This window comes from Brevibacterium sp. FME17, assembly GCF_014897515.1.
GTDB lineage: Bacteria > Actinomycetota > Actinomycetes > Actinomycetales > Brevibacteriaceae > Brevibacterium.
In genome coordinates, this window is sequence record NZ_JABUYD010000020.1 from 57,221 (window position 1) to 79,366 (window position 22,146).

Genomic DNA, 22,146 nt, shown 5'->3' on the forward strand with positions numbered 1-22,146 from the left:
TCCGGGTCGAAGCGTGGTCGACTCAAGTCATGGTCGATGTCCAGATCGCCCGCATCGAGCCCGACGACGTCGACGGGCTCACGCAATGGCGTGCGCTCATGTGTGAGGCCTACACCGTCGGCCGCACCGCCGCCTGGTGGCAGAGCCTCGAGTCGACCCTCACCCAATTCGCACAGCCGCGCTCCGACAAGGCCGACATCGCACTCGTGGCCCACCTCGGCGAAGTACCCGTCGGCGGCGCCGAGATCAACATCGTCACCGACGCCCCTGCCGATGTCGAAATCGGGATCCTGCCCGCGCACCGACGACAGGGACACGGCACGTCGATCGCCGGAGCCGTCGCGGATCTGCTGCGTGGACGCACGGAGCTCGTCCAGACCGAAACCTACTGCCCGGAGGGGGTGGCCTTCGCACAGGCACAGGGACTGATCATCGGCAATGAGGAACAGCGGCTGCTGCTGGACCTGCCGGCCTACCTGCGTGATGATGCCAACCGCTACAGGGACCCGGCTGTGAAGTCACGGCTGGCGATAGACCCCGATCCGAATGTGTCCATCACCTCGTGGATCGGTGGCTGCCCGGACGAAGCAGTCGAGGACTGGGCACGGCTGCGTCAGCAGATGGACGAGGACGTCCCGGTCGGTGACCTCACGCGCACGCTCAAGCATGCCGGTGCCGACGCGATCCGCACCCATGAGGAGCGGATGGCCGACCAGGGCTGGATTCTGGTCAGCTCGATCGCCCACGTCGACGACCACACCGCCGAGGTCGACGACAATGCCGCTGACGGGCCGGTTGCTGTCGGGTACACGGAGATCATGGTCTCTCGCCACGAGACGGACATCGTCGTCCAGGAGGACACCTTCGTCGAGGCAGCGTATCGCGGTCGTGGCATCGGACGCGGGCTCAAGGTCGCGAACATGCGCCAGCTCCACGAGATCCCGGAAGTCGCCCAGGCCGACTGGATCCAGACCTACACAGCCACGGGCAATGGGCCGATGCACGCGCTCAACCGGGATCTCGGCTTCTTCCCTGCGGATTCCATGACCGCGCTCGAGGGACGTTTCGACTACAGTTGAGTGTGAAAGTTCCGGCTATCTGATCGAAGCAGGCACCCGTGTCATCGAATATCCTCATCACCGTCTTGGTGTTCATCATCGTCGTTCTCATCACGGTGATCGTCATCCGCAGGCGTGCTGCCAGCCGCCCCAAGTTCGAAGAGAATGCGGCCGCACCCCGCCGACCACAGGATCCGTTCGCGCCGGAGCAGAACGCAGGCGGGGATCCGGAGACGATCAAGGCCGGTGACCTGCTCGAATTCGGCAATGAGAAGTTCTTCGTCCGCGGCACCCTGCGCATCTCAGAGGGCGGCTACGACTGGGCCGAGCACTTCTTCCAGGCCGACCAGTCGGCTACCCGCCTGTGGCTGACCGTCGAGAATGATCCCGATCTGCAGGTCTCCCGGTGGAGTGATCGCCCCGAGCTCGACATCGAGCCCAAGGCCAAGACCATCACGATCGAGGGCACCGAGTACAAACTCGTCGAGCACGGCACCGCCTCCTATCGCTCCGAGGGCACCACCGGCCTCAATGAGAAGGGCGGCGTCGACTACGTCGACTACGAGTCCGATGACCACAAGCTGCTCGCCTTCGAACGCTTCGACCACGGTCGTTGGGAAGTGAGCACCGGCGAATCGATCCCGGTCGGTTCCTTCACCATCTATTCGGGCAGCTGATGACACTCACTCCCCCATTGACACACCCGGTGCCGGCCCAGCACCTGAGCGTCGACGTGGCCTTCGCCGATACGTCTGCCCAGGCGCTGACCTTCAGCCTCAACCATGGCCGCATCACCCCTCTGGCCTCCGACTTCATCGACCTGCCGTCGTCGAATGGGCAGGATCGTTTGCAGCTCGAGCTCCACGTCATCGGCTCCTCCCACCAAGTGATCCTGAGCGACAACAACACTGACGCGTTCATCGAAACCTTCGCCTGCCTCGGCGAGGATGAGCGTCCCGGCTGGGACACGACCCGCACCACCGCTGGAACCTGGTCGGGATTCACCCGACATCAGTTCCGCTGCGAGCTCACAGATGTTCCCGGCAGCTTCAGTGATGCCGCCGCCGAGGTGGTGGCCCGTTCGAGTGCCCACGACCGTCACCTCGTCGTTGACTTCCCCGGTGAACCAGGTGCGCTGACGGCGCTGGCCCTGACCGACTGCAGTTCCGAGCAACTCTCCTGGCGGAGCTGGCACTGCTATCCACAGCACCGACAGATCGTGCACAGCCACAGCGAACTGAGGAGGAGATCATGAGCCGCGATCCCAATGTCTCCATGGGCGGAGGCTCCTTCAACTTCGACGCCGAGAACGGGCGCGGCTCCGGCGGCGGAGACCGCGGCTCCGGACCCTCGAACAACAATTCCGGCGGCCCGAAGAAACGCTCCGGCTGCGGCACCGTCATCGCACTGGTAGTCATCGTCCTGATCCTCGGCAACATCATGAATGGCTGCACGGATGACTCGGACGGCTCGGGTGGCGGTGGCGGCGGATTCTTCTTCCTGCCCTTCTTCGGCGGCGGCTCCAGCAGCGTCGGATCGAACTACGGCGACGGCTCGGGATTCCGCGGCGGCGGACCCGGCACCGGCAAATGACAGCGTTCGCGGCAAATGACAGCACCGACAGCACTCTGAAAGGCAATCATGTTGGCAGAACTCTTCCTTGAGATCGGGATCGTCCTCTCCTACGCCGTGAGCGGCCTCGCGCTCATGCTCATCGGCTACTTCGTCGTCGACCTCCTCACCCCGGGAAAGCTGCACGTCATCCTCTGGCAGCAGAAGTCGAAGAATGCCGTGATCCTCGTCGCGTCCGACCTCCTCGGTGTGGCGATCATCGTCATCGCCGCGATCCGTGCCAGCGCGGATGACTTCGTCTTCGGCATCATCTCCACCCTGGTCTTCGGCATCGTCGGCATCATCCTCATGGCCCTGAGCTTCCTGCTCATCGACGCCTTCACCCCCGGCAAGCTCGGCGACATGATCAAACCCGATGCGTTTCACCCTGAAGTGTGGGTCAATGCCTCCGCTCATGTGGGCATCGCGGGCATCATGGCCGCAGCGCTCCTTTGAGTTCACCGACAGAATCCGCTGACGCCGATAGCATCGGCGGCAGCAAACCGATCACGCTGCCGCTGAAGCCAGGACCCGCCCGCTTCTTCGTGCTCCTGGCCGTCTTCATCTGCGCCAGCTGCGGCATGGTCTACGAGCTCGCGCTCGTCGCACTCGGCTCCTACCTCCTCGGCGACACCATCGTTCAGGCCTCGATCGTCCTTTCGGTCATGGTATTCGCGATGGGCATCGGGTCCCTGGCCACGAAGCGCCTGACCGAGTTCGCCGCAGTCGCCTTCGCCCTCATCGAGGCCGCGCTGGGCATCATCGGCGGCCTCTCGGTCATCCTGCTCTACCTCGCCTTCGCCTTCGCCGACATCTACACAGTCGCGATGGTCGCCCTCGCCTTCGTCATCGGCGCGCTCATCGGCGCGGAGATCCCCCTGCTCATGGAGCTCGTCCAACGCATCCGGGCGCAGAAGGCCTCCAGCGCCGTCGCCGATCTCTTCGCCGCGGACTACGTCGGCGGGCTGGTCGGCGGGCTCGCCTTCCCCTTCATCCTGCTCCCGATCTTCGGTCTGCCCAGAGGCGCTCTGGCGGTGGGGATCACGAATGCCGTCGTCGGCATCCTCATCGTGCTCTGGCTCTTCCGCACCGAGATCCGCACCCGCACACAGGTGATCCTGGCTGGCCTGCTCGTCTTCATCGTCGGCGGACTCACCGTGGTCTGGGTGTTCACCGACGACATCGAGATGACGACCCGGCAGCGCCTCTACCGGGATCCGATCGTCTATTCCCAGCGCACGGACTACCAGGAGATCGTGCTCACCGAGTCACAGAAGACCGGGGACACGCGGCTCTACCTCAATGGAGATCTGCAGTTCGCTTCGGCCGACGAATATCGCTATCACGAGTCCCTGGTCCATCCGCTCATGGATGGGCCCAAGCGCAATGTCCTCGTCCTCGGCGGCGGGGACGGTCTGGCTGTGCGGGAGATCCTCAAATATCCCGATGTCGAATCGGTGACACTCGTCGACCTCGACCCCCGCGTCCTCGAACTCGCCAAGACATCGGACCACTTCACTGACTTCAACGAAGACTCCCTCGATGATCCCCGAGTGAAGACCATCGCCGCCGATGCGTTCACCTGGCTGCGCGAAGCCGAGCACACCGCCTACGATGCGGTCATCGCCGATCTCCCGGATCCGGACGATGTCGCCACCTCGAAGCTCTACAGCATCGAGTTCTACGGACTGATCAAACAGGTCATGTCCCCCGAGGCCAGGCTCGTCGTCCAGGCTGGCTCCCCGTACTTCGCTCCGGAGGCCTATTGGGGCATCGGGGAAGCCGTCGCCGAGGCGGGCCTGGCCACCACGCCCTATCACGTCGATGTCCCCAGCTTCGGTGACTGGGGCTATTTCCTGGCCGATGCCTCCGAAGGCAGTGGAGCCGAGGAGCAGGGTCCGAACGTGACAATCCCCCGGGATGCTCCCGAGGGATTGAAATTCGCGACGGCTGAAGTGCTCGCGTCCTCCACCACGTTCGCGCCCGACCGTGATCGGGCTTCCGTCGGTGATGTTGAGGCCTCGACCCTGCTCCACCCTCGCGTGCTCGACCAGGAGCGCGGAGCCTGGGTCGGGTACTAGGCCCCGAGGAGTCCTGCCAGTCCGGCGAATCCTGCGATGGACAGCCCGAGCAGTCCGCCCAGCACCGCCACTGAGATGAAGACGATGCCGAGGATGAAGCCCCATTTGCCCATCTCGTTGTCGCCGAAACCCGCGCTTCGTGAGTTCTTGCGCGCCATATGGCCGGTGATGATGCCGACGATGGGGCCGAGGAAGTTGAAGCCCAGGAAGGTCGAGAGGGTCGCGACGAGGGAGATGATTCCCAGGACCTTGCCCGGATCTTCCTCTGCCCGGGCGCGGTAGGACTGCGGTGGCTGTGCGCCGGTGGCGTAGCCCTGGTTCGGTTCCAGGTAGCCCTGGCTGCCGGTGTTCGAGGGGTAGTTGGTCTCTGCTGTGTAGTCGGAGTTGGGGGTGGGGGTGGGGTTCATCTTTCTGCCTCTGCTTGTGCGGCTGCTGTTGGTATCAGCTTAGGAACTTGCACTTGGCAGGGGAATGATACAAACCGTTCAGCTGTTCGGGGGTTTTCCCCCGCCTCGCCCAACGATGCGGTCCCTCACTTCACATCGACGAGGGCATGGTCCTCTCGGCCCATGAGGTAGAGCAGGATCTCCACGGGTTCACCGGTGATGGTGAGCCCCTGGGCACCGCCCTTACTCCCGCCGGATTTTCTGCCCGTGCTGTGCTGGCCGAATCCGGGGCTGACGATCGTGACGCGGCCCTCGGCCTTGGCAGCGAAGGGTAGGAGCGCGGTTCGGCACGCTGTCCACACGGCACGGTTCTCCGGCAGGGACAGCCTGCGTGGGATCCATTCGATCTCCGCGCGTCGGATGTCCTCGTGGTGGACGATGTATTCGGCGGTGTTCATCACGGATTCGACGCCGGGCCACCGACCCGGGGTCCACCTCGGCGGGGATGCCACGAGACCCAGCAGACTCGAATACGGCATCGCGGCATACACACGTTCCTGCTCCTCGCGCTTGCCTTCGAGCTTCGGCATGAAGATGCCGAGGGCGGCCACGGGGTGGCGTTCGCGGATGACGAGGTGGGTGGCAAGGTCACGTGTCGTCCAGCCCTCGCACAGCGTCGGGGCGTCTTCACCGGCCCTGTTGGCTGTATCGACGAGGCGGAGGCGTTCGGTTCGGGCAAGATTGCTCATGCCTGAAGCTTGTCATCATCGCCTTGGATTCCTCTGAGTGCCCACCCCTTGACGAAGTCGCCGACGCGGGAGATCGAGCGGTAGTCAGCAAGCTCATCTCCCCTGGTGGGACCGTCTGTGACGATGACCACCGGCTTCCCGGCCTTCGCCGCCGCCCGCACGAAACGCAGCCCCGACAACACCGCGAGCGAGGATCCGAGCACGACGATTCCACTCGCCTCAGCGCAGATGCGATTCGCCTCCTGCAGCCTCGCCGGAGGCACGGAGTCACCGAAGTACACGACATCGGGTTTGAGGATTCCACCGCAGCGGGGGCAGTCGGTGACCACGAAGTCCGCCGTCTCCTCCAGATCCACGTCACCGTCGGGGGCCGTCTCGACATCGATCGGATCGATTCCCACGAGTTTCGCGAACTCGGGGTTGAGCTCGCTCAACTGGATCTGGACCCAGTCTCGGTCGAACATGTGCCCTTCCTTGAGGCAGATGACACGATCCAGGCTGCCATGCAGATCGATGACCGGACTGCGACTGCCCTCCTCCCGTGCCGCGGCCTGGTGGAGTCCGTCGACATTCTGCGTGACGATGCCGGCGACGGGCAGCTGAGCGAGCCCCAGATGTGCCGCATTAGGCCGGGCAGAGCGCATCCGCGGCCAGCCCACCCAGGAACGCGCCCAGTAGCGGGCTCGCTGGTCGGGATGGGATAGGAAGGTCTGGATCGTCATCGGCTGGCGGGGAACGGCGTCGGGTCCCCGATAGTCGGGGACTCCCGAATCCGTGCTCATCCCGGCCCCGGTCAGCACCGCCCACCCGGAAGTGTCGATTCCCACGGCCCCGGCAGCGCCGGTGAGCACGTCGATGATCTCATCATCGCTGTGGCTGGGCTCGGGTCGTGTCCGCCCGCGGAGCGGATCAAAGATGACTGCCACGAATCCTCCCTCGTCGAAATGCTGCAGGGTTAGTCTGGTCCCATGGTCAGCATATTGCTCGTTCATCATTCCCCGTCACAGGCAACGACTGAAATCGCCGAGGCGGCCCTGTCCGGACTGCGCATGCCGGAGCTGGGTGACGTCGACGTCATAGTCCGTCCCGCCTTGGAGGCGACGGCCGAGGACGTGCTCGCCGCCGATGGGTTCGTCCTCGGCACGACGGCGAACTTCGGCTACATCTCCGGAGCCCTCAAGCACTTCTTCGACACCACGTACGACGCGGTCAGGGAGCCGACCGCCGGTCGCCCGTTCTCCTATTGGATCCACGGCGGCTACGACACGACCGGAGCGGAGACCGCGATGAAGCAGATCACGACGGGTCTGGGCTGGAGGCTCGCCTTCGACCCGCTCATCGTCACCGGCGAGGTCACCGCCGACCACCTCGGCGCGACCACCGAGCTTGCAGCCACAGTGGCTGCTGCGGCTTCTGCCTGAGCCCTGCTGCGAGAACAACTTCGCGAAAGTACTTTCCATTATGGAAAGTACTTGCTAAGCTGTAATTACTTCCATCAGGAAGTCACCGTTTCTCGGTGAGGACAGCAACAAAGGAGTTGTCATGACCACGCCCACCCCGCAGCAGGCCAAGGACCTTCTCTCACAGGTCGAGTCGAATCAGGCCCACGCCCGATCCAGCGATGCCTGGCCGCTGGTCACGATGCTCTTCGTCTACAGTGCGGCCATCTCTGTGGGGATCCTCGCCGTCGGACTCATCGAGGACAATACGATCCAACTGATCATCCTCGGCGCCGGCGGCGCCTGGCTGGTGCCGGCCCTCATCGTCTATTCCGTGAAGGCCCTGAGCTGGAGTCGCCGGTCAACCGTCCTGCTCTGCACCTGGCTGCCGCTGACCTTCGTCGCCCTGTTCACAGCGATCATCGTCGACTCGTTCACTCCCACGTCGTGGGTGCCGTTCGCCGCTGCCGGCTTCATCTGGGTCCTCTCCCCCATCATGGCCCTTGTCGGACTGCGCCGCTGAGAAAGGACGAGGCACGATCATGAATCCCTACATCAGCACCGACGACGAATCCGATGACACGATGGACAACCTCGGCGAGTCCTTGACTCGGATCGAATCAGATCTGAACAATCCCACTCGACTCGGCATCGTGGCGAGTCTGAAGAATCGGGACCGCGCGGAATTCAAACTCCTGCGCGACTCCCTCGGCGTTTCCGACTCCGTGCTCTCCCGCCACATCTCCGCCCTCGAGAAGGCGGGGCTGGTCGAGGTCCGAAAGGGCTATGTCGGCAAACGCCCCCGCACATGGGTCGCCATCAGCACAGACGGGAGCGCCCGACTCGACGCTCACGTTCAGGCCCTGCGGGAGCTCGCCGGGGGCGGCGCTGACCAGCAGTGACGTTCTGAGATTTCCCGGTTAGCATGGGGACAACCGATGCAAGGAGGCGTCCATGGCCAGCAGCACAACCACCTCGGCGAACAGCGGACTCGAGTTCCGTGAGCTGCACGAGGTCTCGGAACTCATCAGATCCGGGCGGCTGAGCTCCAGGGCAGCCACCGAGGCCATGTTCGACCGGATCGACGAACTCGACCCTCACCTCCTGTCCTTCGTCACCCTGATGCGCGAATCGGCCTTGGCCGCCGCCGACGACCTCGATGAACGTCTGGCGCGCGGGGACTGGCTGGGTCCGCTGCACGGTGTGCCGCTGGCGATCAAAGACCTGGCCTACACCCATGACGCGCCGACAGGTGCGGGCACCACGATCCACGCCGACTTCCAGCCCGACTTCGACGCCACCGTCGTGGCTCGCCTGCGGGCGGCCGGGGCGGTGATCCTGGGAAAGCTGCGGCTCACCGAGGGTGCGTTCACCGGACATCATCCCGACCTGCCGACCCCGGTCAACCCTTGGGAGCCCAACACCTGGTCAGGGGTCTCCTCGAGCGGTTCGGGCGTCGCGACCGCAGCCGGCCTCTGCTACGGCTCGTTGGGCTCGGACACCGGAGGTTCGATCCGACTGCCGTCCTCGGCCAATGGGGTCACCGGACTCAAATCCACCTGGGGCCGGGTCTCACGCAACGGCATCTTTCCCTTGGCGCCGAGCCTTGACCACATCGGACCGATGACGCGCAGCGCACGCGATGCCGCCATCATCCTCGAGGCCATCGCCGGCCATGACCCGAACGACCCGACGTCGGCGCTTGAACCGGTGCCCCGCTACAGCCGGCAGCTCAGGCTCGAGACCACCCCGGTCGTCGGATTCGACCGCGAACTGGCAGCCGAACATTTCGATGACGTCACCAACGAGATGCTCGAATCCACCATCGAGGTGCTCCTCGACCTCGGTTGGCGCGTCCTCGACGTGCGCACCCCCGGATTCGCCGAAGCGGCACAGGAATGGACTGCCCTGTGCGGAATCGAGACCGCGGGCGTTCACGCAGAGAACTACCCGTCGAGGTCGGCCGAGTACGGTCCCGACCTCGCCGGCCTCATCGAGATCGGGCGCGGCCTCAGCGCCATCGACTACCACGAGCTGCTCGAATCCCGGCGAGCATTCACCGGTCGCATGCGCGCTCTCATGTCCGACATCGACCTGCTGCTGCTTCCAGGCATCGGAGCCGCCTCACCGACGATTTCACAGATGGAGAATCTCGGCTCCGACGCCGAGCTGTTCGCCGGAGTCACGATTCCGACGGCACCGATCGACAACTGTGGCATGCCCTCGATCACTCTGCCCGCCGGCTTCACCGAGCGCGGCACCCCGCTGGCTGCTCAGTTCGTCGCCGGTGACTTCAAGGAGGGCCTGCTGCTGGCCGCTGGGCATACCTTCCAGCAGGCCACCGATTTCCACCGACAGCACCCTCACATCGTGGCCGTCTAGTCGAGGCTCACTGCGCCTGCCCAGGTCGGGGGCGCAGATCGCGGTCGGCTGCGCCTATCCTGGTGAGGTGCCCACGATCAGACCCTTCCGCTCCAAGACCGCACGCGTGGCGACGGCCTCCGAACGGACGCTGCCGAGCTACACCGCAGGTCAGGTGGAGATGCCGCTGCGGATCATCGGCTCCCAGGAGGCGATGGAGCACGAGACCTACTGGTCCGAACATTCGCATCCGACACATGAGCTGCTCTGGCGCGAGGCCGGGGTCGGCACGGTCACGATCGATCAGCGCACGTGGACGATCACCCCGCCCTTAGGGATGTGGATTCCCGCAGGAGTACGGCACTCCGGATGGACGCCCGCCGGCGTCGTCGTCTACGCCGCGCAGTTCAGCCTCGACAACCCGCTTGTCAGCGATCGGCCCACTGCCATCGCCATCACCCCTCTGCTCCGGCTCCTTCTCGATCGACTTCAGCACACCGATCCGGGGACTTCCTCCTACTCACTCACCGAGGCGATGATCCTCGACGTCATGACGCCAGCGGACAACGAGCTTCTGCTTCACATGCCGAGCAATCCGCTCATCGCTCCGATCGCCAACGCGATCATCGAGGGCCCGGCGGATGCCTCGAGTCTCCAGGACTGGGCGAGGAAACTGGGGATCAGCGGCCGCACCATCACCCGCGCCTTCGAGGCAGAGACGGGTCTCGGCTTCGGGCGCTGGGCGACGACGGCACGGGTCCAGCACGCGGTGAGCATGATCAGCCTCGGCGGAGAGGTCGACGAAGCGGCCGCCGGCGTCGGCTATCGCTCGGTCAGTGCATTCACGACTGCATTCAAGCGCATCACGGGCACCACACCGGGACAGTTCCGCCCCAGCGCGAACTGAGGAGCACGCGAGCTGAAGATCACTCGTGTCCGTTTCGCGAAATCATCTGTCGTAAATACGCCATTGCGCGCAGGCGATTCCTCCGATAGTTTGTTTAGGCACACCTAACTCAATCTCGCTTCTGGGGTGTGCTGAGAAGCACCTCCGAAAGGAAGAGATGTCCCGTCCGCTTCGCGCAATGACCGTTGCAGCAGCCATGTCCACCGCACTCGTGCTCACCGCCTGCTCATCTACCGAGACCCCCGCAGATGCGAAGGGCGGCGACGAGTCCTGGACACCGGTGACTATCGAGCACGCACTCGGCACCACCACGATCGAGGAGAAGCCCGAAAGGGTGGCCACCGTCAACTGGGCCAACCACGAGGTGCCGTTGGCACTGGGCGTCGTCCCGGTGGGCATGGCCAGTGCCGACTTCGGCGACGATGACGGCAACGGCGTCCTCCCCTGGGTCGAAGACAAGCTCGAGGAGCTGGATGCAGAGACTCCGGCTCTCTTCGACGAGACCGACGGCATCGACTTCGAGGCTGTCGCCGATACCCAGCCCGACGTCATCCTCGCCGGGTATTCCGGTCTCACCCAGGAGGACTACGACACCCTCAGCGAGATCGCGCCCGTCGTCGCCTACCCGGAGACCGCTTGGGGAACTCCCTGGCGAGAGATGATCGAGATCAACAGCAAGGCGATCGGTCTGGCAGAGGAAGGCGAGGAGCTCGTCAAGGACCTCGAGACCGAGATCGACTCGGCGGTCGCCGACCACCCTGCGATCAAGGACATGTCGACGATGTTCCTGACCCACGTGGATCCCTCGGACCTGTCCGAGGTGAACTTCTACACCACGCATGACACCCGCGCCATGTTCTTCGAGGACCTGGGCATGCAGGCACCCGCCAGCATCCAGAAGGCCTCCGACGAGACCGATCAATTCTCCTCGACCGTCAGCGCCGAACAGGCCGACGTCTTCGACGATGTCGACATCATCGTCACCTACGGCGGCGACGACCTGGTCACGACGCTCGAAGACGACGAGCTGCTGTCTCAGATGCCCGCGGTCAAGAACAAGTCGATCGTCAACCTGCCCGGTGATGCCCCGCTCGGCACTGCTACGAACCCCACACCGCTGTCCATCTCCTTCGTTCTCGATGACTACCTCGACGAACTCGACAAGGCCGCCACGGCAGCGAAGTAGAAGCGGACACTTCACACGATGACGTCACAATCGACAGTCGAGTCGACCGCCGCCAAGCTGCGGCGGTCGACTCATGTCCGCCTCGCATGGATGCTGGCCGCTCTTGCAGTGGTTGCCGTCCTCATGATCCTGTCCACGATGATCGGCTCCCGCAACGTCGGCCTCGACGACGTTCTTGCCGCCTACGGCGGGTCGGCCGCGGGATTCGATCAGGCCGCGGTCGCCAAACGCATTCCGCGGACCCTGCTCGCCGTGTGCGTGGGAGCGGCTCTGGGCATCTCCGGGGCTGTGATGCAGGGCGTGACGAGGAATCCTCTGGCCGACCCAGGCATCCTCGGTGTCAACACCGGCGCGTCCCTGGCCGTGGTCATCGGCATCGCCTTCTTCGGACTGTCAACGGCCGACGGCTACATCTGGTTCGCCATCGTCGGCGCCACTCTCACCGCGGTGTTCGTCTATGCGGTCGGGTCACTCGGGAGGCAGGGTGCGACCCCGCTCAAGCTGGCCCTGGCCGGGGCGGCCACCGCCGCTGCACTGTCGTCGTTCATCAGCGCCGTGGTCCTCCCCCGCGGAGACATCGCGGATCTGGCACGCGATTGGCAGATCGGCGGGGTCGGGGGTGTGACGTTCGATTCGGTCACACTCATCCTTCCCTTCCTCATCGTCGGCTTGCTCATCAGCGTCTATTCGGCGCCTGGCCTCAATGCCCTGGCCCTCGGCGATGAGCTCGCCGCCGGGCTGGGACAGCACGTCGGCACCACCAGAATGGTCTCCGCTGCAGGTGCGGTCCTCCTCTGCGGGGCAGCCACCGCCGTCGCTGGACCGATCGGCTTCGTCGGGCTCGTCATCCCCCATGCCTGCCGTCTGCTCATCGGCATCGATCACCGCTGGCTGATCCCGTTCTCGGCAGTCACCGGAGCCGCACTGCTCACAGCCTCGGACATCCTCGGTCGCATCATCGCTCGACCGGCCGAACTCGACGTGGGCATCCTCACCGCGCTGATCGGCGCCCCGTTCTTCATCGCCATCGTCCGCAGACAGAAGGTCCGTTCGCTGTGACCCCACCGAACCCCGCGAACCCACTCCTCGCGCCGACCAGCACGGCAGAATCGACATCGACGATCGCTGCCGTGGCACAGCTGCGGAGACGACGCTCCGCCCGTTGGACCGGCTTCGTCCTCATCTTCAGCGGGCTGGTGCTGCTTACTTTCCTGCTCAGCCTCATGGTCGGTCAGACCTTCTATTCCTTCGACAAGGTCCTTCGCGTCATCGGCGGCGATCAGGTCCCCGGCGCCACCTTCACGGTCGGGCGCCTGAGACTCCCCCGAGCCGTTCTCGCGCTCCTCGTGGGTCTGAGCTTCGGCCTCGGCGGGGTGACGTTCCAGACCATGCTGCGCAATCCCCTGGCCAGCCCCGACATCATCGGGATCAGCTCCGGAGCTTCGGCCGCGGCTGTGTTCGCGATCGTGACTCTGGGCCTGGGCAGCACGGGAGTCTCGGTCATGGCCATCGTCGCCGGTCTTGCGGTGGCGTTGGTCATCTACATGTTGTCCTACCGGAATGGCGCGGCCGGTATCCGGTTGATTCTGGTGGGCATCGGCGTCTCCTCAATGCTCAATGCGCTCATCAACTGGGAGCTGACCCGGGCCGCGCAGTGGGATCTGCAGGAGGCGCTGCGGTGGCTGGCCGGAAGCCTCAACGGGGCGAGCTGGGACAAGGTCGTGCCGCTGCTGTGCGCGCTCATCGTGCTGGTTCCCATTCTCTTGGGGCAGTCGAGGAACCTCTCCATCACGCAGCTCGGGGACGAGACCGCGGAAGCGTTGGGAGTGCGTGTGTCGAGGACCAGGCTTCTCGTCATCGTCGCCGCTGTCGGCCTCATCTCCTTCGCCACCGCCGCTGCCGGACCGGTCGCCTTCGTCGCCTTCCTCTCGGGCCCGATCGCCTCTCGACTCATCGGGCCGGGACCCTCGCCGCTCATCCCCGCCGCACTCGTCGGAGCCCTGCTCGTGCTCGTCGCCGACCTCGTCGGACAGTTCGGCCTCGGCACCCGTTACCCGGTCGGAGTCGTCACGGGCATCCTCGGTGCCCCCTACCTCATCTATCTCATCATCAGGATCAATCGTTCGGGAGGTTCCCTGTGACCAAGGACCATTCGCTTGCCGCCCAGGACCTGCATCTGGCCTACGGTGACACAGAGATCATCAAGGGACTTGATCTGACCCTGCCGCCCGGCCAGATCACGGGCATCGTCGGGGCCAACGCCTGCGGCAAGTCCACGCTGCTCAAATCGATGTCCCGACTGCTGACGCCCAGATCCGGCGCTGTCATCCTCGACGGCAGACAGGTACACACGATGCCGGCGAAGCAGCTCGCGCGGGCCCTGGGACTCCTCCCACAGACACCGATCGCTCCCGAGGGCATCACGGTCGCCGATCTCGTCGGACGCGGTCGCCATCCCCACCAGGGGGCCTTCTCACGATGGAATGCCCAGGACGATCTCGCTGTCGCCCAGGCTCTGGATACCACCGGAACCGCGGACCTGGCCGACCGTCCCGTCGACGAACTCTCCGGCGGCCAACGGCAACGAGTGTGGATCGCAATGGCCCTCGCCCAGCAGACCGACATCCTCCTGCTCGATGAACCGACCACCTTCCTCGACGTCAACCATCAGGTGGAGGTCCTCGATCTGCTCACCGAACTCAACCAGGGTTCAGGCGTGACTATCGTGATGGTCCTGCATGATCTCAATCTGGCCGCACGGTACTGTGATCGGCTCGTCATGATCGCCGACGGCGGGATCCATGCCTCCGGGGCTCCCGCCGAGGTGCTCACCGAAGACAATGTCCGCAACGTGTTCGGTCTCGAGAACAGGGTCATCGAGGATCCTGTCTCCGGTCAGCCGCTGATGCTCCCGATCGGCCGTCACCGCACTCTGAGCTGATTCCTGTGCGTCAGACTTCTGATCTGACTCAGGCCCCTGCTCTGCGGGCCACGATCTCCGTGATCCAGGTCGGGGCGAAGGGCGACGTGCAGTTCGGCGGGGTCGGATAGTCCTTGAGGACGCCGAGGCGGTTGCCGATGTCGATGGCCCGTGGCCGCAGGTCCTCGTTCTCGATGCCGATGTAGGACAGGGTTTCGTTCATCGCCCACTGCAGGCGCTCATCGGCGCCGAGCATCTGCGCCTCGATGGTGTCGAGGAGACCGGACAGGTCAAGGCCCTCGGGTGACTTGTTCACACGCTCGCTGGTCAGTGCCCAGCCTGCCGACGCCACGATCGGATCAGGGTCGTCCATCCAGTCCAGGCGCAGCGATTCGGCATGCTTCGACTTCTTGACGATGTAGTTGACCAGCCAGCCGTGGACCTTCGGCACACGCGCCTCGCGCAGCATGGCATCGAGATGCTGTGCGTCATAGCTGCGGGGACGCATGATGAGGATCGCGACGAGGCGCGCCGCGGTATCGCCGGTGGTCCACAGTTCGACGGCGAGCTCGTCGTTCTTCTTCAGCTCCTTGGCCACGGCCCGCAGCTTGCTCAGATTCACACCGTGATCATCACCGTGCTTCTCGTTGACGGCACGAGCCTTGGGATCCTCCATCGCCGCCAATGTCTCCATGACGCTGTCCACGTTCGCTTCGACCATGCGCTCAGATTACCGCGAGTTCAGGCGAGCTGCCTGACGCATGAGGTGGTCGCGTTCGGCGAGGTTGCTCGCCTTGGCCGCGGCTTCGACGTAGAGCTTCGCCGCCGCCTCGTCTTCTCCTGCCCGTTCTCGCAGGTGGGCCTCGACGGCGAAGTAGCGCGGCAGCGTCTCATCGAGTCTGCCCAGTTCGGCCAGTCCGGCCACCGGTCCGTCGGCTTCACCGATCGCAACGGCACGGTTGAGGGACGCGATCGGGCTCTCGTTCAGCTTGAGGAGTTCGTCGTACCACTCCACGACCTGCACCCAGTCGGTGTCCTCGACCGTCTGCGCATCGGCGTGGAGTGCCGCGATGGCGGCCTGTGCCTGATACTGGCCGAGTTCGTCCCGACCAAGGGCTGCCTGCAGGATCTCGATGCCCTCGACGATGAGCCGTTGATCCCACAGGGTGCGGTCCTGATCGGCCAGCGAGATGAGGCGACCGTCGGCGCCGAAGCGGGCATCGCGGCGGGCGTGGTGGAGGAGCATGAGGGCGAGCAGTCCGTCCACCTCGGCGGAGTCGATCATCGACGCAAGCGTGCGGGTCAGTCGGATCGCCTCGGCGACGAGGTCGACCTCGCCCGAGTGCCCTTCGTTGAACACGAGGTAGAGGGTGGTGAGCACCGAGGACAGGCCGCCGGGTCGGTTGAGCCGGGACCCTGCGATCGTGGATTTGGCTCGGCTGATGCGTTGAGCCATCGTCGACTCGGGCACCATATAGGCTGCGGCGATCTGCTTCGTCGTCAGTCCGCCGACCGCCCTCAGGGTCAGGGCCACCGCCGAGGCGGGGCTGAGGTCGGGATGGGCGCAGAGGAAGTAGAGGTCGAGGGTGTCATCGGCGTTCGGGACGCCGTCCGTCCCGGGTTCGGACGAGGTTTCGGGCTCGGCGAGAGTGGCGGCCATGACCCGTTCCTCGCGTTTCATCCGCGATCCTTCAGATCGCACGATGTCGAGGAACTTCCGCCATGCCACCGTCACGAGCCAGCCCCGCCGGTCACGGGGCGGGTCGGACGGCCACGATCGCAGGGCTTCGATGAGCGCGTCCTGAACGGCGTCCTCGGCGGTCGCGAAGTCTGCTCCACGACTGACGAGGATGCCGATCACGGCGGGGACGAGCTCACGCAGCTCCGCCTCGGCGAGGGGATCCCGATCGATCATCGCGAACTCCGTTCGCGTCCCTGATCATTCGTCCACGCTGGGTGCGTGGTCGAGGAAGGGGCGCAGTTCGAGCCATTCGTTGATCGGCTCTCCTCCCTTGCCCGGTGCGGCGGACAGCTCACCGGCGAGTTCGAGAGCGCGGTCGTAGTTCTCGACGTCGATGACCATCCACCCGGCGATGAGGTCCTTCGTCTCGGGGAAGGGACCGTCGGTGACCGGAGGCTTGCCCGGTCCGCCGGATCGGACGAAGGTGCCCTCGGGCGAGAGTGCCTGGGAGTCGACGAATTCGCCGGAGTCCTTGAGTCTGTCGGCGAAGGCGTTCATGTACGCCACATGCGCGTCGACCTCGTCGGGACTCCACTGATCCATCGGGGTGTAATCCATATACTGCTCCGGCATCCGATAGTGCTTGAGCATGAGGTACTTGGCCATGATGGTCTCCTTGTCTCGTGCCGCTCGCACGGGATGTGCTCGCTGACATGTCTGGGACGCAGCCGGACTCGTGTTCTCGACATCGGCGGCGAAGTTTTCTCGTTTCTCTTCGGCTCCGGTCATCGAACACAGTCCCAGAATAGGCCGATGTGTCCGTCCTGGAACATGCGTCACCGGATCCGAACACGAATCGGCCCAGGTCACGGCTCCGCGCTGAGAGGCTTGTCTTGTACGAAACACCGACCGCTTTTTGCACACGAGACCAGGAGAAGATCATGAAGGCACAGACACTTCTCAAAACCATCACCGTTGCCGGAGCTCTCGCCGCGACCCTGACACTCTCGGCCTGCGATATGAACATCACCTTCGGCCCAGAAGGCCAGGGGCAGGAACAGGGCCAGGAGCAGGACGGCCAGCAGGCGCAGCAGACCGAGGACACCGAGACGACCGCCGAAGAACCGGCATCGGATTCGGGCTCCACCTCGGACTCCGCCGGTTCGGGTTCGTCCGGCACGAGCGATAGCGGCACGACGGACAACGGCACCACCGGCAGCGGCGGATCCACCGATTCGTCCAGCGCCTCCTCGGCGAGTGGCTCCTCCACCTCGAACGGCTCGTCGTCGACCGGATCGTCGTCCTCGAGCGACTCCACCTCGAGCGGATCATCGTCGTCGAGCGGCACGACCGACAACGGCTACCAGGGCCCGCGGATCGGCGAAGACGGAGTCGAACTCGACGCCGACGGCAACGGCAAGATCCCCGCCGACGTTCTCGAGGCGGACATCAAGAACGCCTACGCCAAGCAGGGCACCACGGTCGACACCGTCGACTGCTATTCCGACCTGCGGATCTTCTCCCACAGCGGATCGCAGAACTGCACCGTCACCGCTGCCGGCAAGAATCACTACGGCACTGTGAAGATCACCTCGGCGTCGCAGTCCGGCATCGGCTACAGCCTCGAGTTCCCGAACATCTGAGCCGTCCGCCGAGCCCGCGAAACGTACCCCTCGAGCGTCTCGCATCCCCGAATCGCATTCCCCTGGTCATCCCGACCAGGGGAATCCGTTCGTCGCGATCTGGAACAACTCTGCACTTTCCGTTGTTGTGTCCAATGTAGGCGTCGGCCCAGCTGCACGTCGGCCTCGAGGTTTCGGCCAGCCGAGCCCATGTCAGATTCGACAACCTCACCAATCACAACCGACAAGGAGCACCATCATGGCACTCTCTGACAAGAAGATCGCATTCCTCCTCACCAGCGGCGTCGAGCAGGTCGAACTGACCAGCCCCCGCACAGCCCTCGACGAGGCCGGAGCGACGACCGTCATCGTCTCCCCCTCAGAGGGGACTCTGCAGGCGATGGAAGGCGATTGGGAGCACGCGAAGACCTTCGACGTCGACGTTCCCGTCGCCGAGGCCTCGGTCGATGACTTCGACGCCCTCGTCCTGCCCGGCGGCACCCTCAACTCCGATGCCCTGCGTCTGAATGAGGACGCCGTCAACCTCGTCAAGGCGTTCTTCGCCGCCGACAAACCGGTCGCGGCCATCTGCCATGCTCCGTGGATCCTCGCCGAGGCGGGAGTGGCCAAGGGACGGAAGCTGACGTCCTTCATCTCGACGAAGACCGACCTCATCAACGCCGGAGCCGACTGGGCCGACACCGAGGTGGTCGTCGACGGCAACCTCATTACCTCCCGCAGCCCCGACGACCTCGACGCCTTCAACAAGGCAATCGCTGATAAGTTCAGCTGACCTGGAACGATGCCTCTTTCGCCGAGGCGGAACCACCTCGGCGAAGAACTCCCCGGAACGATCGTTCCGGGGAGTTCGTCTGTTCGTCACCTGGGGTCTTGACAGCCGCGCTTATGACCTACTCATGCCAGCTTCCCCGTTTGTCAAGGCGACGACTCCTACCCTCGCGGCACTGCTCATCGGGTTCCTTCTCGTTCTCTGCTCCACACAGCCTCCGGCACATGCTGCCTATGCGACTTCGGGTGCGATCGGAACGATGCACAAATCGCTCGGTGGGAATTCCGGCAAGCTCGGCCCAGCGGTCGGCCCACAGCGGTGCACGCTGATCCAGAAGGGCTGCTATCAGTCGTTCAAGCACGGCAGCATCCATTGGACGAAGGCCACCGGCGCCCATGCGACTCTGGGCGCGATCCGCACAGCATGGAAGAAGTCCGGGTGGGAACGCGGTCCGCTCGGCTATCCGACGAGCAACGAATACCGCTCAGGTTCGGAGGCCCGGCAGAAGTTCCAGAACGGCATGATCGTGTGGACGGCGAAATCCGGGGCGAAGGTGACGCTGACGAAAGCGCCGTAGTCGTTCACGATCAAGGGGTCGGGGTTCGGCCATGGGGTCGGGATGAGCCAGTACGGAGCGCGCGGAATGGCGACAGCCGGAAAGTCGTCGACGCAGATCCTGCAACACTACTACACGGGTGCCAAGGTCACGACGATGTCGAAGAACGCCGACGCCAGTCTCAAGGTGCAGCTGCTGACCGGTAAGAAGTCCGTGACGGTCACTCCGCGGTCCGGCCGTCTGCGGGTCAAGGTCGGGTCGAAGACCATCGAATCGGGCTCGAAGGTCACGATCGAACGGACGTCATCCGGTTCGGTCAAGGCGACCGTCGGGTCGAAGAGCTATTCGGGGTCGAAGCTCACCCTCGAATGGCAGAGCACCCGATATTGGAAGAGTTCGTCGGCGACGACGGTGTCGGTCAGCGGTGCCCAGAACGGGGCGACCGGCACCTACCGACACGGACGGCTCGAGATCGGTCAGCTGAAGAGCTCGCTCAACGTCATCAACGTGGTGGGTCTCAACAAGGAATATCTGCCGGGCATCGCCGAGATGCCGGCGTCGTGGCAGTCCGAGGTCCTGCGCAGTCAGGCCATCGCTTCGCGCACCTACGCCTACCGCAATCTCGGTGCGGTGAAGCCGGCCTGCGGGTGCAACGTCTATGACGAGGTGGCCTCGCAGCGTTTCCTCGGGTGGACTCATGAGAATGCAGGCGATTCCGGTCCATGGCGCAAGGCCGTGGCCGCGACACAGACCACGAGCGGGTCGACGGTGAGGTCGGCGCGCCTCATCACCTACAAGGGCGGGCTCATCGATGCTGTCTACTCGTCGTCGGCCGGGTCGAAGACGCATTCGGCTGCCGAGGTGTGGGGGTCGGCCGTGCCGTACCTGGTCTCGGTCGATGACTCTCCGTCGAAGTATGCCTCTGCGCAGAACCCGAACGCCTCGTGGTCGGTGACGGCCAAGCAGGCCGACATGGCACGGGCCTTCGGGCTGGCAGACGTCCGGTCTGTGGCGGTGGCGAAGACCGGCTCAGGTCTGGTGAAGACGGTGAAAGCCACCTCGGTGAAGGGGAAGACCGCGAGCCTCACCGGCGATCAGCTGCGAACGAAGCTGAAGCTCAAGTCCGCGTCATTCAGCGTGGCCTGAGGGAAACCGACTGGCTGACTCAGACTCCGGCAGGGGTGAGCAGTCCCCTGTTGACGAGTTCGGCTTCCTTCTCGCGCACGATCGGGATGACGGTCTTGCCGAACGCTTCAAGTTCCTCCTGGAAGTGGAGGAAGCCGGTGAGGATGAGGTCGACGCCGATCTTCTTGTATTCGATGATGCGGTCGGCGACCTGTTCGGGGGTTCCGATGAGCTGGGTACGGAAGCCGTCGTTGTACTGCACGAGGTCTTCGAAGCTCGAATCCGCCCACATGCCTTTCTTATCCGAGGTCGCGGCTCCGGCGGTCTGCACGGACTCGCGGAATCCTTCGACCGCCTCGGCGTCGGCGTGTGCGATGATCTCGCACAGCTGGTCGCAGGCTTCGGCTTCGGTGTCGCGGACGATCACGAACCCGTTGAGTCCGAAACGGACTTTCCGATTGTGGGCGCGGGCCACCTCCGAGTGCTGTGTGCGGGCGAGCTGTGCCAGATTACTGAGACACAGACCACACACGGCGAGCAGATTTCGCGGGCCGCCGCGCACCGTCACAATGAGGCATTCCGCCACGGGGCGTCATGCGATTTGCGCCTCGGGCAGCGGTCCTGCGCTGCGGCCCACTCAGCATCCCTCACCCTCACCGGCGCACCACCCCGTTGCACCGGTGCGTAGTGCTGCGAATGGTGAGGGATGCGGAGGCACCAGTAGGAAATGCCACGGCCAATCCGGATTGCCACGAACGGTGAGGGATGCCCGAAAGGCGACTGCGAGGCCCGCGCTCGGCTCGAAACCGGGTGAATCGACGAAGTCCCGGCCCGCAGAAACTGCGAGACCGGGACTCCCGTGGCGGAGGATAGGGGATTCGAACCCCCGTTCCAGCTATAGCACAGGATTACACGAGCCGGCGTGTAGCGCCTGGTCAGACACCCTTCACGGGTGGTCGTCGACGTTGAAACAGCATCTAGATACACGCCGATACACCCCCGGGAGCACACGAACGAGCACACGAGAATCAGCAGACTCACCCCGACGACACACCTGTGCATAATAGAACGTATGTACGAACAGTTCACCGGGAACCCACCCAAACAGCAGAACATCCTCAACGCACTACCAGCACGCAACAGACCCGAACGAAAACGCATCCCAGTCCAAGCACGCATCATGTGGGAGAACGACGGTGAAGAATGGAAACCAGGCCACGCACTCCGCCTAGACGAACAAGGCAACGCGATCTTCGTAGAGTTCATCGACAAACGAAAAAAGTTCACCGGCGTATGGCTGCACCCCGACGACGTGCAATGGGACGGCAAACAATAGGGTCGCTGATCGCCTTCACGACAAATACCTGAAACGTTACCGATACGTTAGCCAATATGGTCAATCGCGTCAGTAGTTGAAAATACAATCAGAGCGTGAAGAAAATAATAGTAGCCGTAGCCGCAGTTATCCTGCTTGTTGGATGTAGCCCTCAAACACCCAGCGCCCCCGTAAAGACCGGCGAAATGTCCGTTCAGACCCAGGATCCGTCAACCCCCGATGTTGGGTGGGGCGACGGCGGTCAGATCGACACCGGCAAAGCCGAAGGCGCAATTGGCGACAATGAGGTTCCCCGCAAGTCGTGGACACGTGTGCTACGTCACGCAGCCTGCGTAGAC

26 protein-coding genes and 1 pseudogene are annotated in these 22,146 nt (G+C 64.3%); 20 read left to right on the top strand and 7 right to left on the bottom strand.

Annotated features, from left to right (window positions below):
• Window positions 1-29 precede the first annotated feature (29 nt).
• From INT40_RS15980 to INT40_RS16005, 6 genes are read left to right on the top strand one after another with little or no spacing between them, the layout of a single operon-like run.
• The gene (locus INT40_RS15980) at window positions 30-1,079 is read left to right on the top strand and encodes a GNAT family N-acetyltransferase (RefSeq protein ID WP_096158356.1); all 1,050 of its coding nucleotides are present in this window, start codon (window positions 30-32) and stop codon (window positions 1,077-1,079) included.
• 38 nt (window positions 1,080-1,117) lie between these two features.
• Complete coding sequence (locus INT40_RS15985; protein ID WP_096158355.1) at window positions 1,118-1,735, top strand: DUF4178 domain-containing protein; 618 nt, start codon at window positions 1,118-1,120, stop codon at window positions 1,733-1,735.
• The gene (locus INT40_RS15990) at window positions 1,735-2,313 is read left to right on the top strand and encodes a DUF2617 family protein (protein WP_096158354.1); all 579 of its coding nucleotides are present in this window, start codon (window positions 1,735-1,737) and stop codon (window positions 2,311-2,313) included. The genes INT40_RS15985 and INT40_RS15990 overlap by 1 nt, the downstream gene beginning before the upstream one ends.
• Window positions 2,310-2,651: a hypothetical protein gene (locus INT40_RS15995; protein ID WP_009883168.1), complete on the top strand. Its 342-nt coding sequence runs from the start codon at window positions 2,310-2,312 to the stop codon at window positions 2,649-2,651. The genes INT40_RS15990 and INT40_RS15995 overlap by 4 nt, the downstream gene beginning before the upstream one ends.
• 48 nt (window positions 2,652-2,699) lie before the next feature.
• Window positions 2,700-3,125 (top strand): DUF350 domain-containing protein, encoded by a 426-nt coding sequence (locus tag INT40_RS16000; RefSeq protein WP_096146605.1) that lies wholly within the window; start codon window positions 2,700-2,702, stop codon window positions 3,123-3,125.
• Window positions 3,122-4,750, top strand: a complete 1,629-nt coding sequence (locus tag INT40_RS16005) for a polyamine aminopropyltransferase (RefSeq protein ID WP_096160270.1) — start codon at window positions 3,122-3,124, stop codon at window positions 4,748-4,750. The genes INT40_RS16000 and INT40_RS16005 overlap by 4 nt, the downstream gene beginning before the upstream one ends.
• Here INT40_RS16005 and INT40_RS16010 read toward each other — a convergent pair.
• From INT40_RS16010 to INT40_RS16020, 3 genes are all read right to left on the bottom strand, one after another.
• The gene (locus INT40_RS16010; protein ID WP_096160271.1) at window positions 4,747-5,157 is read right to left on the bottom strand and encodes a DUF4190 domain-containing protein; all 411 of its coding nucleotides are present in this window, start codon (window positions 5,155-5,157) and stop codon (window positions 4,747-4,749) included. The two genes, INT40_RS16005 and INT40_RS16010, sit on opposite strands and share 4 nt — an antisense overlap.
• Window positions 5,158-5,282: 125 nt before the next feature.
• Complete coding sequence (locus tag INT40_RS16015; RefSeq protein WP_009883174.1) at window positions 5,283-5,885, bottom strand: TIGR03085 family metal-binding protein; 603 nt, start codon at window positions 5,883-5,885, stop codon at window positions 5,283-5,285.
• Window positions 5,882-6,811, bottom strand: coding sequence for a Sir2 family NAD-dependent protein deacetylase (locus INT40_RS16020; protein ID WP_096160272.1), 930 nt, complete (start codon window positions 6,809-6,811; stop codon window positions 5,882-5,884). Before INT40_RS16020 ends, INT40_RS16015 begins: the two co-directional genes overlap by 4 nt.
• Before the next feature lie 42 nt (window positions 6,812-6,853).
• Between INT40_RS16020 and INT40_RS16025 the strand changes: the two genes are divergently transcribed.
• The 9 genes from INT40_RS16025 to INT40_RS16065 all read left to right on the top strand — a co-directional run bounded on the left by INT40_RS16025 (window position 6,854) and on the right by INT40_RS16065 (window position 14,719).
• Entirely contained in the window at window positions 6,854-7,306 is a 453-nt protein-coding gene (locus tag INT40_RS16025; RefSeq protein WP_009883176.1) for a flavodoxin family protein, read from the top strand.
• 121 nt (window positions 7,307-7,427) lie between these two features.
• Window positions 7,428-7,847 carry a hypothetical protein gene (locus tag INT40_RS16030; RefSeq protein ID WP_096160273.1) on the top strand — a complete coding sequence of 140 codons (420 nt, stop codon included), beginning with the start codon at window positions 7,428-7,430 and terminating at the stop codon, window positions 7,845-7,847.
• A 19-nt stretch (window positions 7,848-7,866) separates the two neighbouring features.
• A complete protein-coding gene (locus INT40_RS16035) occupies window positions 7,867-8,226 on the top strand; it encodes a winged helix-turn-helix domain-containing protein (RefSeq protein ID WP_009883178.1) in 360 nt (119 codons plus the stop codon).
• A gap of 52 nt (window positions 8,227-8,278) precedes the next feature.
• Window positions 8,279-9,706: an amidase gene (locus tag INT40_RS16040; protein WP_009883179.1), complete on the top strand. Its 1,428-nt coding sequence runs from the start codon at window positions 8,279-8,281 to the stop codon at window positions 9,704-9,706.
• Window positions 9,707-9,773: 67 nt separating this feature from the next.
• The gene (locus INT40_RS16045; protein WP_009883180.1) at window positions 9,774-10,592 is read left to right on the top strand and encodes a helix-turn-helix domain-containing protein; all 819 of its coding nucleotides are present in this window, start codon (window positions 9,774-9,776) and stop codon (window positions 10,590-10,592) included.
• Between the two features lie 178 nt (window positions 10,593-10,770).
• Window positions 10,771-11,778, top strand: coding sequence for an iron-siderophore ABC transporter substrate-binding protein (locus INT40_RS16050; protein ID WP_226829582.1), 1,008 nt, complete (start codon window positions 10,771-10,773; stop codon window positions 11,776-11,778).
• 18 nt (window positions 11,779-11,796) lie between these two features.
• Window positions 11,797-12,837: a FecCD family ABC transporter permease gene (locus INT40_RS16055; RefSeq protein ID WP_009883182.1), complete on the top strand. Its 1,041-nt coding sequence runs from the start codon at window positions 11,797-11,799 to the stop codon at window positions 12,835-12,837.
• Complete coding sequence (locus INT40_RS16060) at window positions 12,834-13,919, top strand: FecCD family ABC transporter permease (RefSeq protein WP_069599617.1); 1,086 nt, start codon at window positions 12,834-12,836, stop codon at window positions 13,917-13,919. Before INT40_RS16055 ends, INT40_RS16060 begins: the two co-directional genes overlap by 4 nt.
• Complete coding sequence (locus INT40_RS16065) at window positions 13,916-14,719, top strand: ABC transporter ATP-binding protein (RefSeq protein WP_096146599.1); 804 nt, start codon at window positions 13,916-13,918, stop codon at window positions 14,717-14,719. The genes INT40_RS16060 and INT40_RS16065 overlap by 4 nt, the downstream gene beginning before the upstream one ends.
• A 28-nt stretch (window positions 14,720-14,747) precedes the next feature.
• Here the strand turns inward: INT40_RS16065 and INT40_RS16070 are convergent, their stop codons facing one another.
• The 3 genes from INT40_RS16070 to INT40_RS16080 are packed head-to-tail and all read right to left on the bottom strand — an operon-like array spanning window position 14,748 to window position 17,045.
• Complete coding sequence (locus tag INT40_RS16070; RefSeq protein ID WP_096146598.1) at window positions 14,748-15,419, bottom strand: DNA alkylation repair protein; 672 nt, start codon at window positions 15,417-15,419, stop codon at window positions 14,748-14,750.
• A 9-nt stretch (window positions 15,420-15,428) separates the two neighbouring features.
• A complete protein-coding gene (locus INT40_RS16075) occupies window positions 15,429-16,613 on the bottom strand; it encodes an RNA polymerase sigma factor (RefSeq protein ID WP_096146597.1) in 1,185 nt (394 codons plus the stop codon).
• A gap of 24 nt (window positions 16,614-16,637) precedes the next feature.
• Complete coding sequence (locus INT40_RS16080; protein WP_009883187.1) at window positions 16,638-17,045, bottom strand: YciI family protein; 408 nt, start codon at window positions 17,043-17,045, stop codon at window positions 16,638-16,640.
• A gap of 275 nt (window positions 17,046-17,320) precedes the next feature.
• Between INT40_RS16080 and INT40_RS16085 the strand changes: the two genes are divergently transcribed.
• From INT40_RS16085 to INT40_RS16095, 4 genes are all read left to right on the top strand, one after another.
• Entirely contained in the window at window positions 17,321-18,022 is a 702-nt protein-coding gene (locus tag INT40_RS16085) for a hypothetical protein (RefSeq protein WP_096146596.1), read from the top strand.
• 238 nt (window positions 18,023-18,260) lie between these two features.
• Window positions 18,261-18,794 (top strand): type 1 glutamine amidotransferase domain-containing protein, encoded by a 534-nt coding sequence (locus INT40_RS16090; protein ID WP_009883189.1) that lies wholly within the window; start codon window positions 18,261-18,263, stop codon window positions 18,792-18,794.
• 124 nt (window positions 18,795-18,918) lie between these two features.
• A complete protein-coding gene (locus tag INT40_RS20725) occupies window positions 18,919-19,368 on the top strand; it encodes an LGFP repeat-containing protein (RefSeq protein ID WP_226831500.1) in 450 nt (149 codons plus the stop codon).
• Between the two features lie 66 nt (window positions 19,369-19,434).
• On the top strand, window positions 19,435-20,493 hold the full coding sequence (locus tag INT40_RS16095) for a SpoIID/LytB domain-containing protein (RefSeq protein ID WP_226831502.1): 1,059 nt from the start codon (window positions 19,435-19,437) through the stop codon (window positions 20,491-20,493).
• A 19-nt stretch (window positions 20,494-20,512) separates the two neighbouring features.
• Here the strand turns inward: INT40_RS16095 and INT40_RS16100 are convergent.
• A pseudogene (locus INT40_RS16100) lies at window positions 20,513-20,953 on the bottom strand (LLM class flavin-dependent oxidoreductase); the annotation flags it as partial.
• 591 nt (window positions 20,954-21,544) lie between these two features.
• Between INT40_RS16100 and INT40_RS16105 the strand changes: the two are divergent.
• Window positions 21,545-21,808 (top strand): hypothetical protein, encoded by a 264-nt coding sequence (locus INT40_RS16105; protein ID WP_193096502.1) that lies wholly within the window; start codon window positions 21,545-21,547, stop codon window positions 21,806-21,808.
• The last annotated feature ends 338 nt before the right edge of the window (window positions 21,809-22,146 follow it).

Coding starts and splice junctions, on each gene's coding strand:
- INT40_RS15980 (WP_096158356.1), top strand. CDS start 30: ATGGTCGATGTCCAGATCGCCCGCATCGAGCCCGACGACGTCGACGGG.
- INT40_RS15990 (WP_096158354.1), top strand. CDS start 1,735: ATGACACTCACTCCCCCATTGACACACCCGGTGCCGGCCCAGCACCTG.
- INT40_RS15995 (WP_009883168.1), top strand. CDS start 2,310: ATGAGCCGCGATCCCAATGTCTCCATGGGCGGAGGCTCCTTCAACTTC.
- INT40_RS16000 (WP_096146605.1), top strand. CDS start 2,700: ATGTTGGCAGAACTCTTCCTTGAGATCGGGATCGTCCTCTCCTACGCC.
- INT40_RS16010 (WP_096160271.1), bottom strand. CDS start 5,157: ATGAACCCCACCCCCACCCCCAACTCCGACTACACAGCAGAGACCAAC.
- INT40_RS16015 (WP_009883174.1), bottom strand. CDS start 5,885: ATGAGCAATCTTGCCCGAACCGAACGCCTCCGCCTCGTCGATACAGCC.
- INT40_RS16025 (WP_009883176.1), top strand. CDS start 6,854: ATGGTCAGCATATTGCTCGTTCATCATTCCCCGTCACAGGCAACGACT.
- INT40_RS16030 (WP_096160273.1), top strand. CDS start 7,428: ATGACCACGCCCACCCCGCAGCAGGCCAAGGACCTTCTCTCACAGGTC.
- INT40_RS16035 (WP_009883178.1), top strand. CDS start 7,867: ATGAATCCCTACATCAGCACCGACGACGAATCCGATGACACGATGGAC.
- INT40_RS16040 (WP_009883179.1), top strand. CDS start 8,279: ATGGCCAGCAGCACAACCACCTCGGCGAACAGCGGACTCGAGTTCCGT.
- INT40_RS16050 (WP_226829582.1), top strand. CDS start 10,771: ATGACCGTTGCAGCAGCCATGTCCACCGCACTCGTGCTCACCGCCTGC.
- INT40_RS16055 (WP_009883182.1), top strand. CDS start 11,797: ATGACGTCACAATCGACAGTCGAGTCGACCGCCGCCAAGCTGCGGCGG.
- INT40_RS16070 (WP_096146598.1), bottom strand. CDS start 15,419: ATGGTCGAAGCGAACGTGGACAGCGTCATGGAGACATTGGCGGCGATG.
- INT40_RS16075 (WP_096146597.1), bottom strand. CDS start 16,613: ATGATCGATCGGGATCCCCTCGCCGAGGCGGAGCTGCGTGAGCTCGTC.
- INT40_RS16080 (WP_009883187.1), bottom strand. CDS start 17,045: ATGGCCAAGTACCTCATGCTCAAGCACTATCGGATGCCGGAGCAGTAT.
- INT40_RS16085 (WP_096146596.1), top strand. CDS start 17,321: ATGAAGGCACAGACACTTCTCAAAACCATCACCGTTGCCGGAGCTCTC.
- INT40_RS16090 (WP_009883189.1), top strand. CDS start 18,261: ATGGCACTCTCTGACAAGAAGATCGCATTCCTCCTCACCAGCGGCGTC.
- INT40_RS20725 (WP_226831500.1), top strand. CDS start 18,919: ATGCCAGCTTCCCCGTTTGTCAAGGCGACGACTCCTACCCTCGCGGCA.
- INT40_RS16095 (WP_226831502.1), top strand. CDS start 19,435: ATGGCGACAGCCGGAAAGTCGTCGACGCAGATCCTGCAACACTACTAC.
- INT40_RS16105 (WP_193096502.1), top strand. CDS start 21,545: ATGTACGAACAGTTCACCGGGAACCCACCCAAACAGCAGAACATCCTC.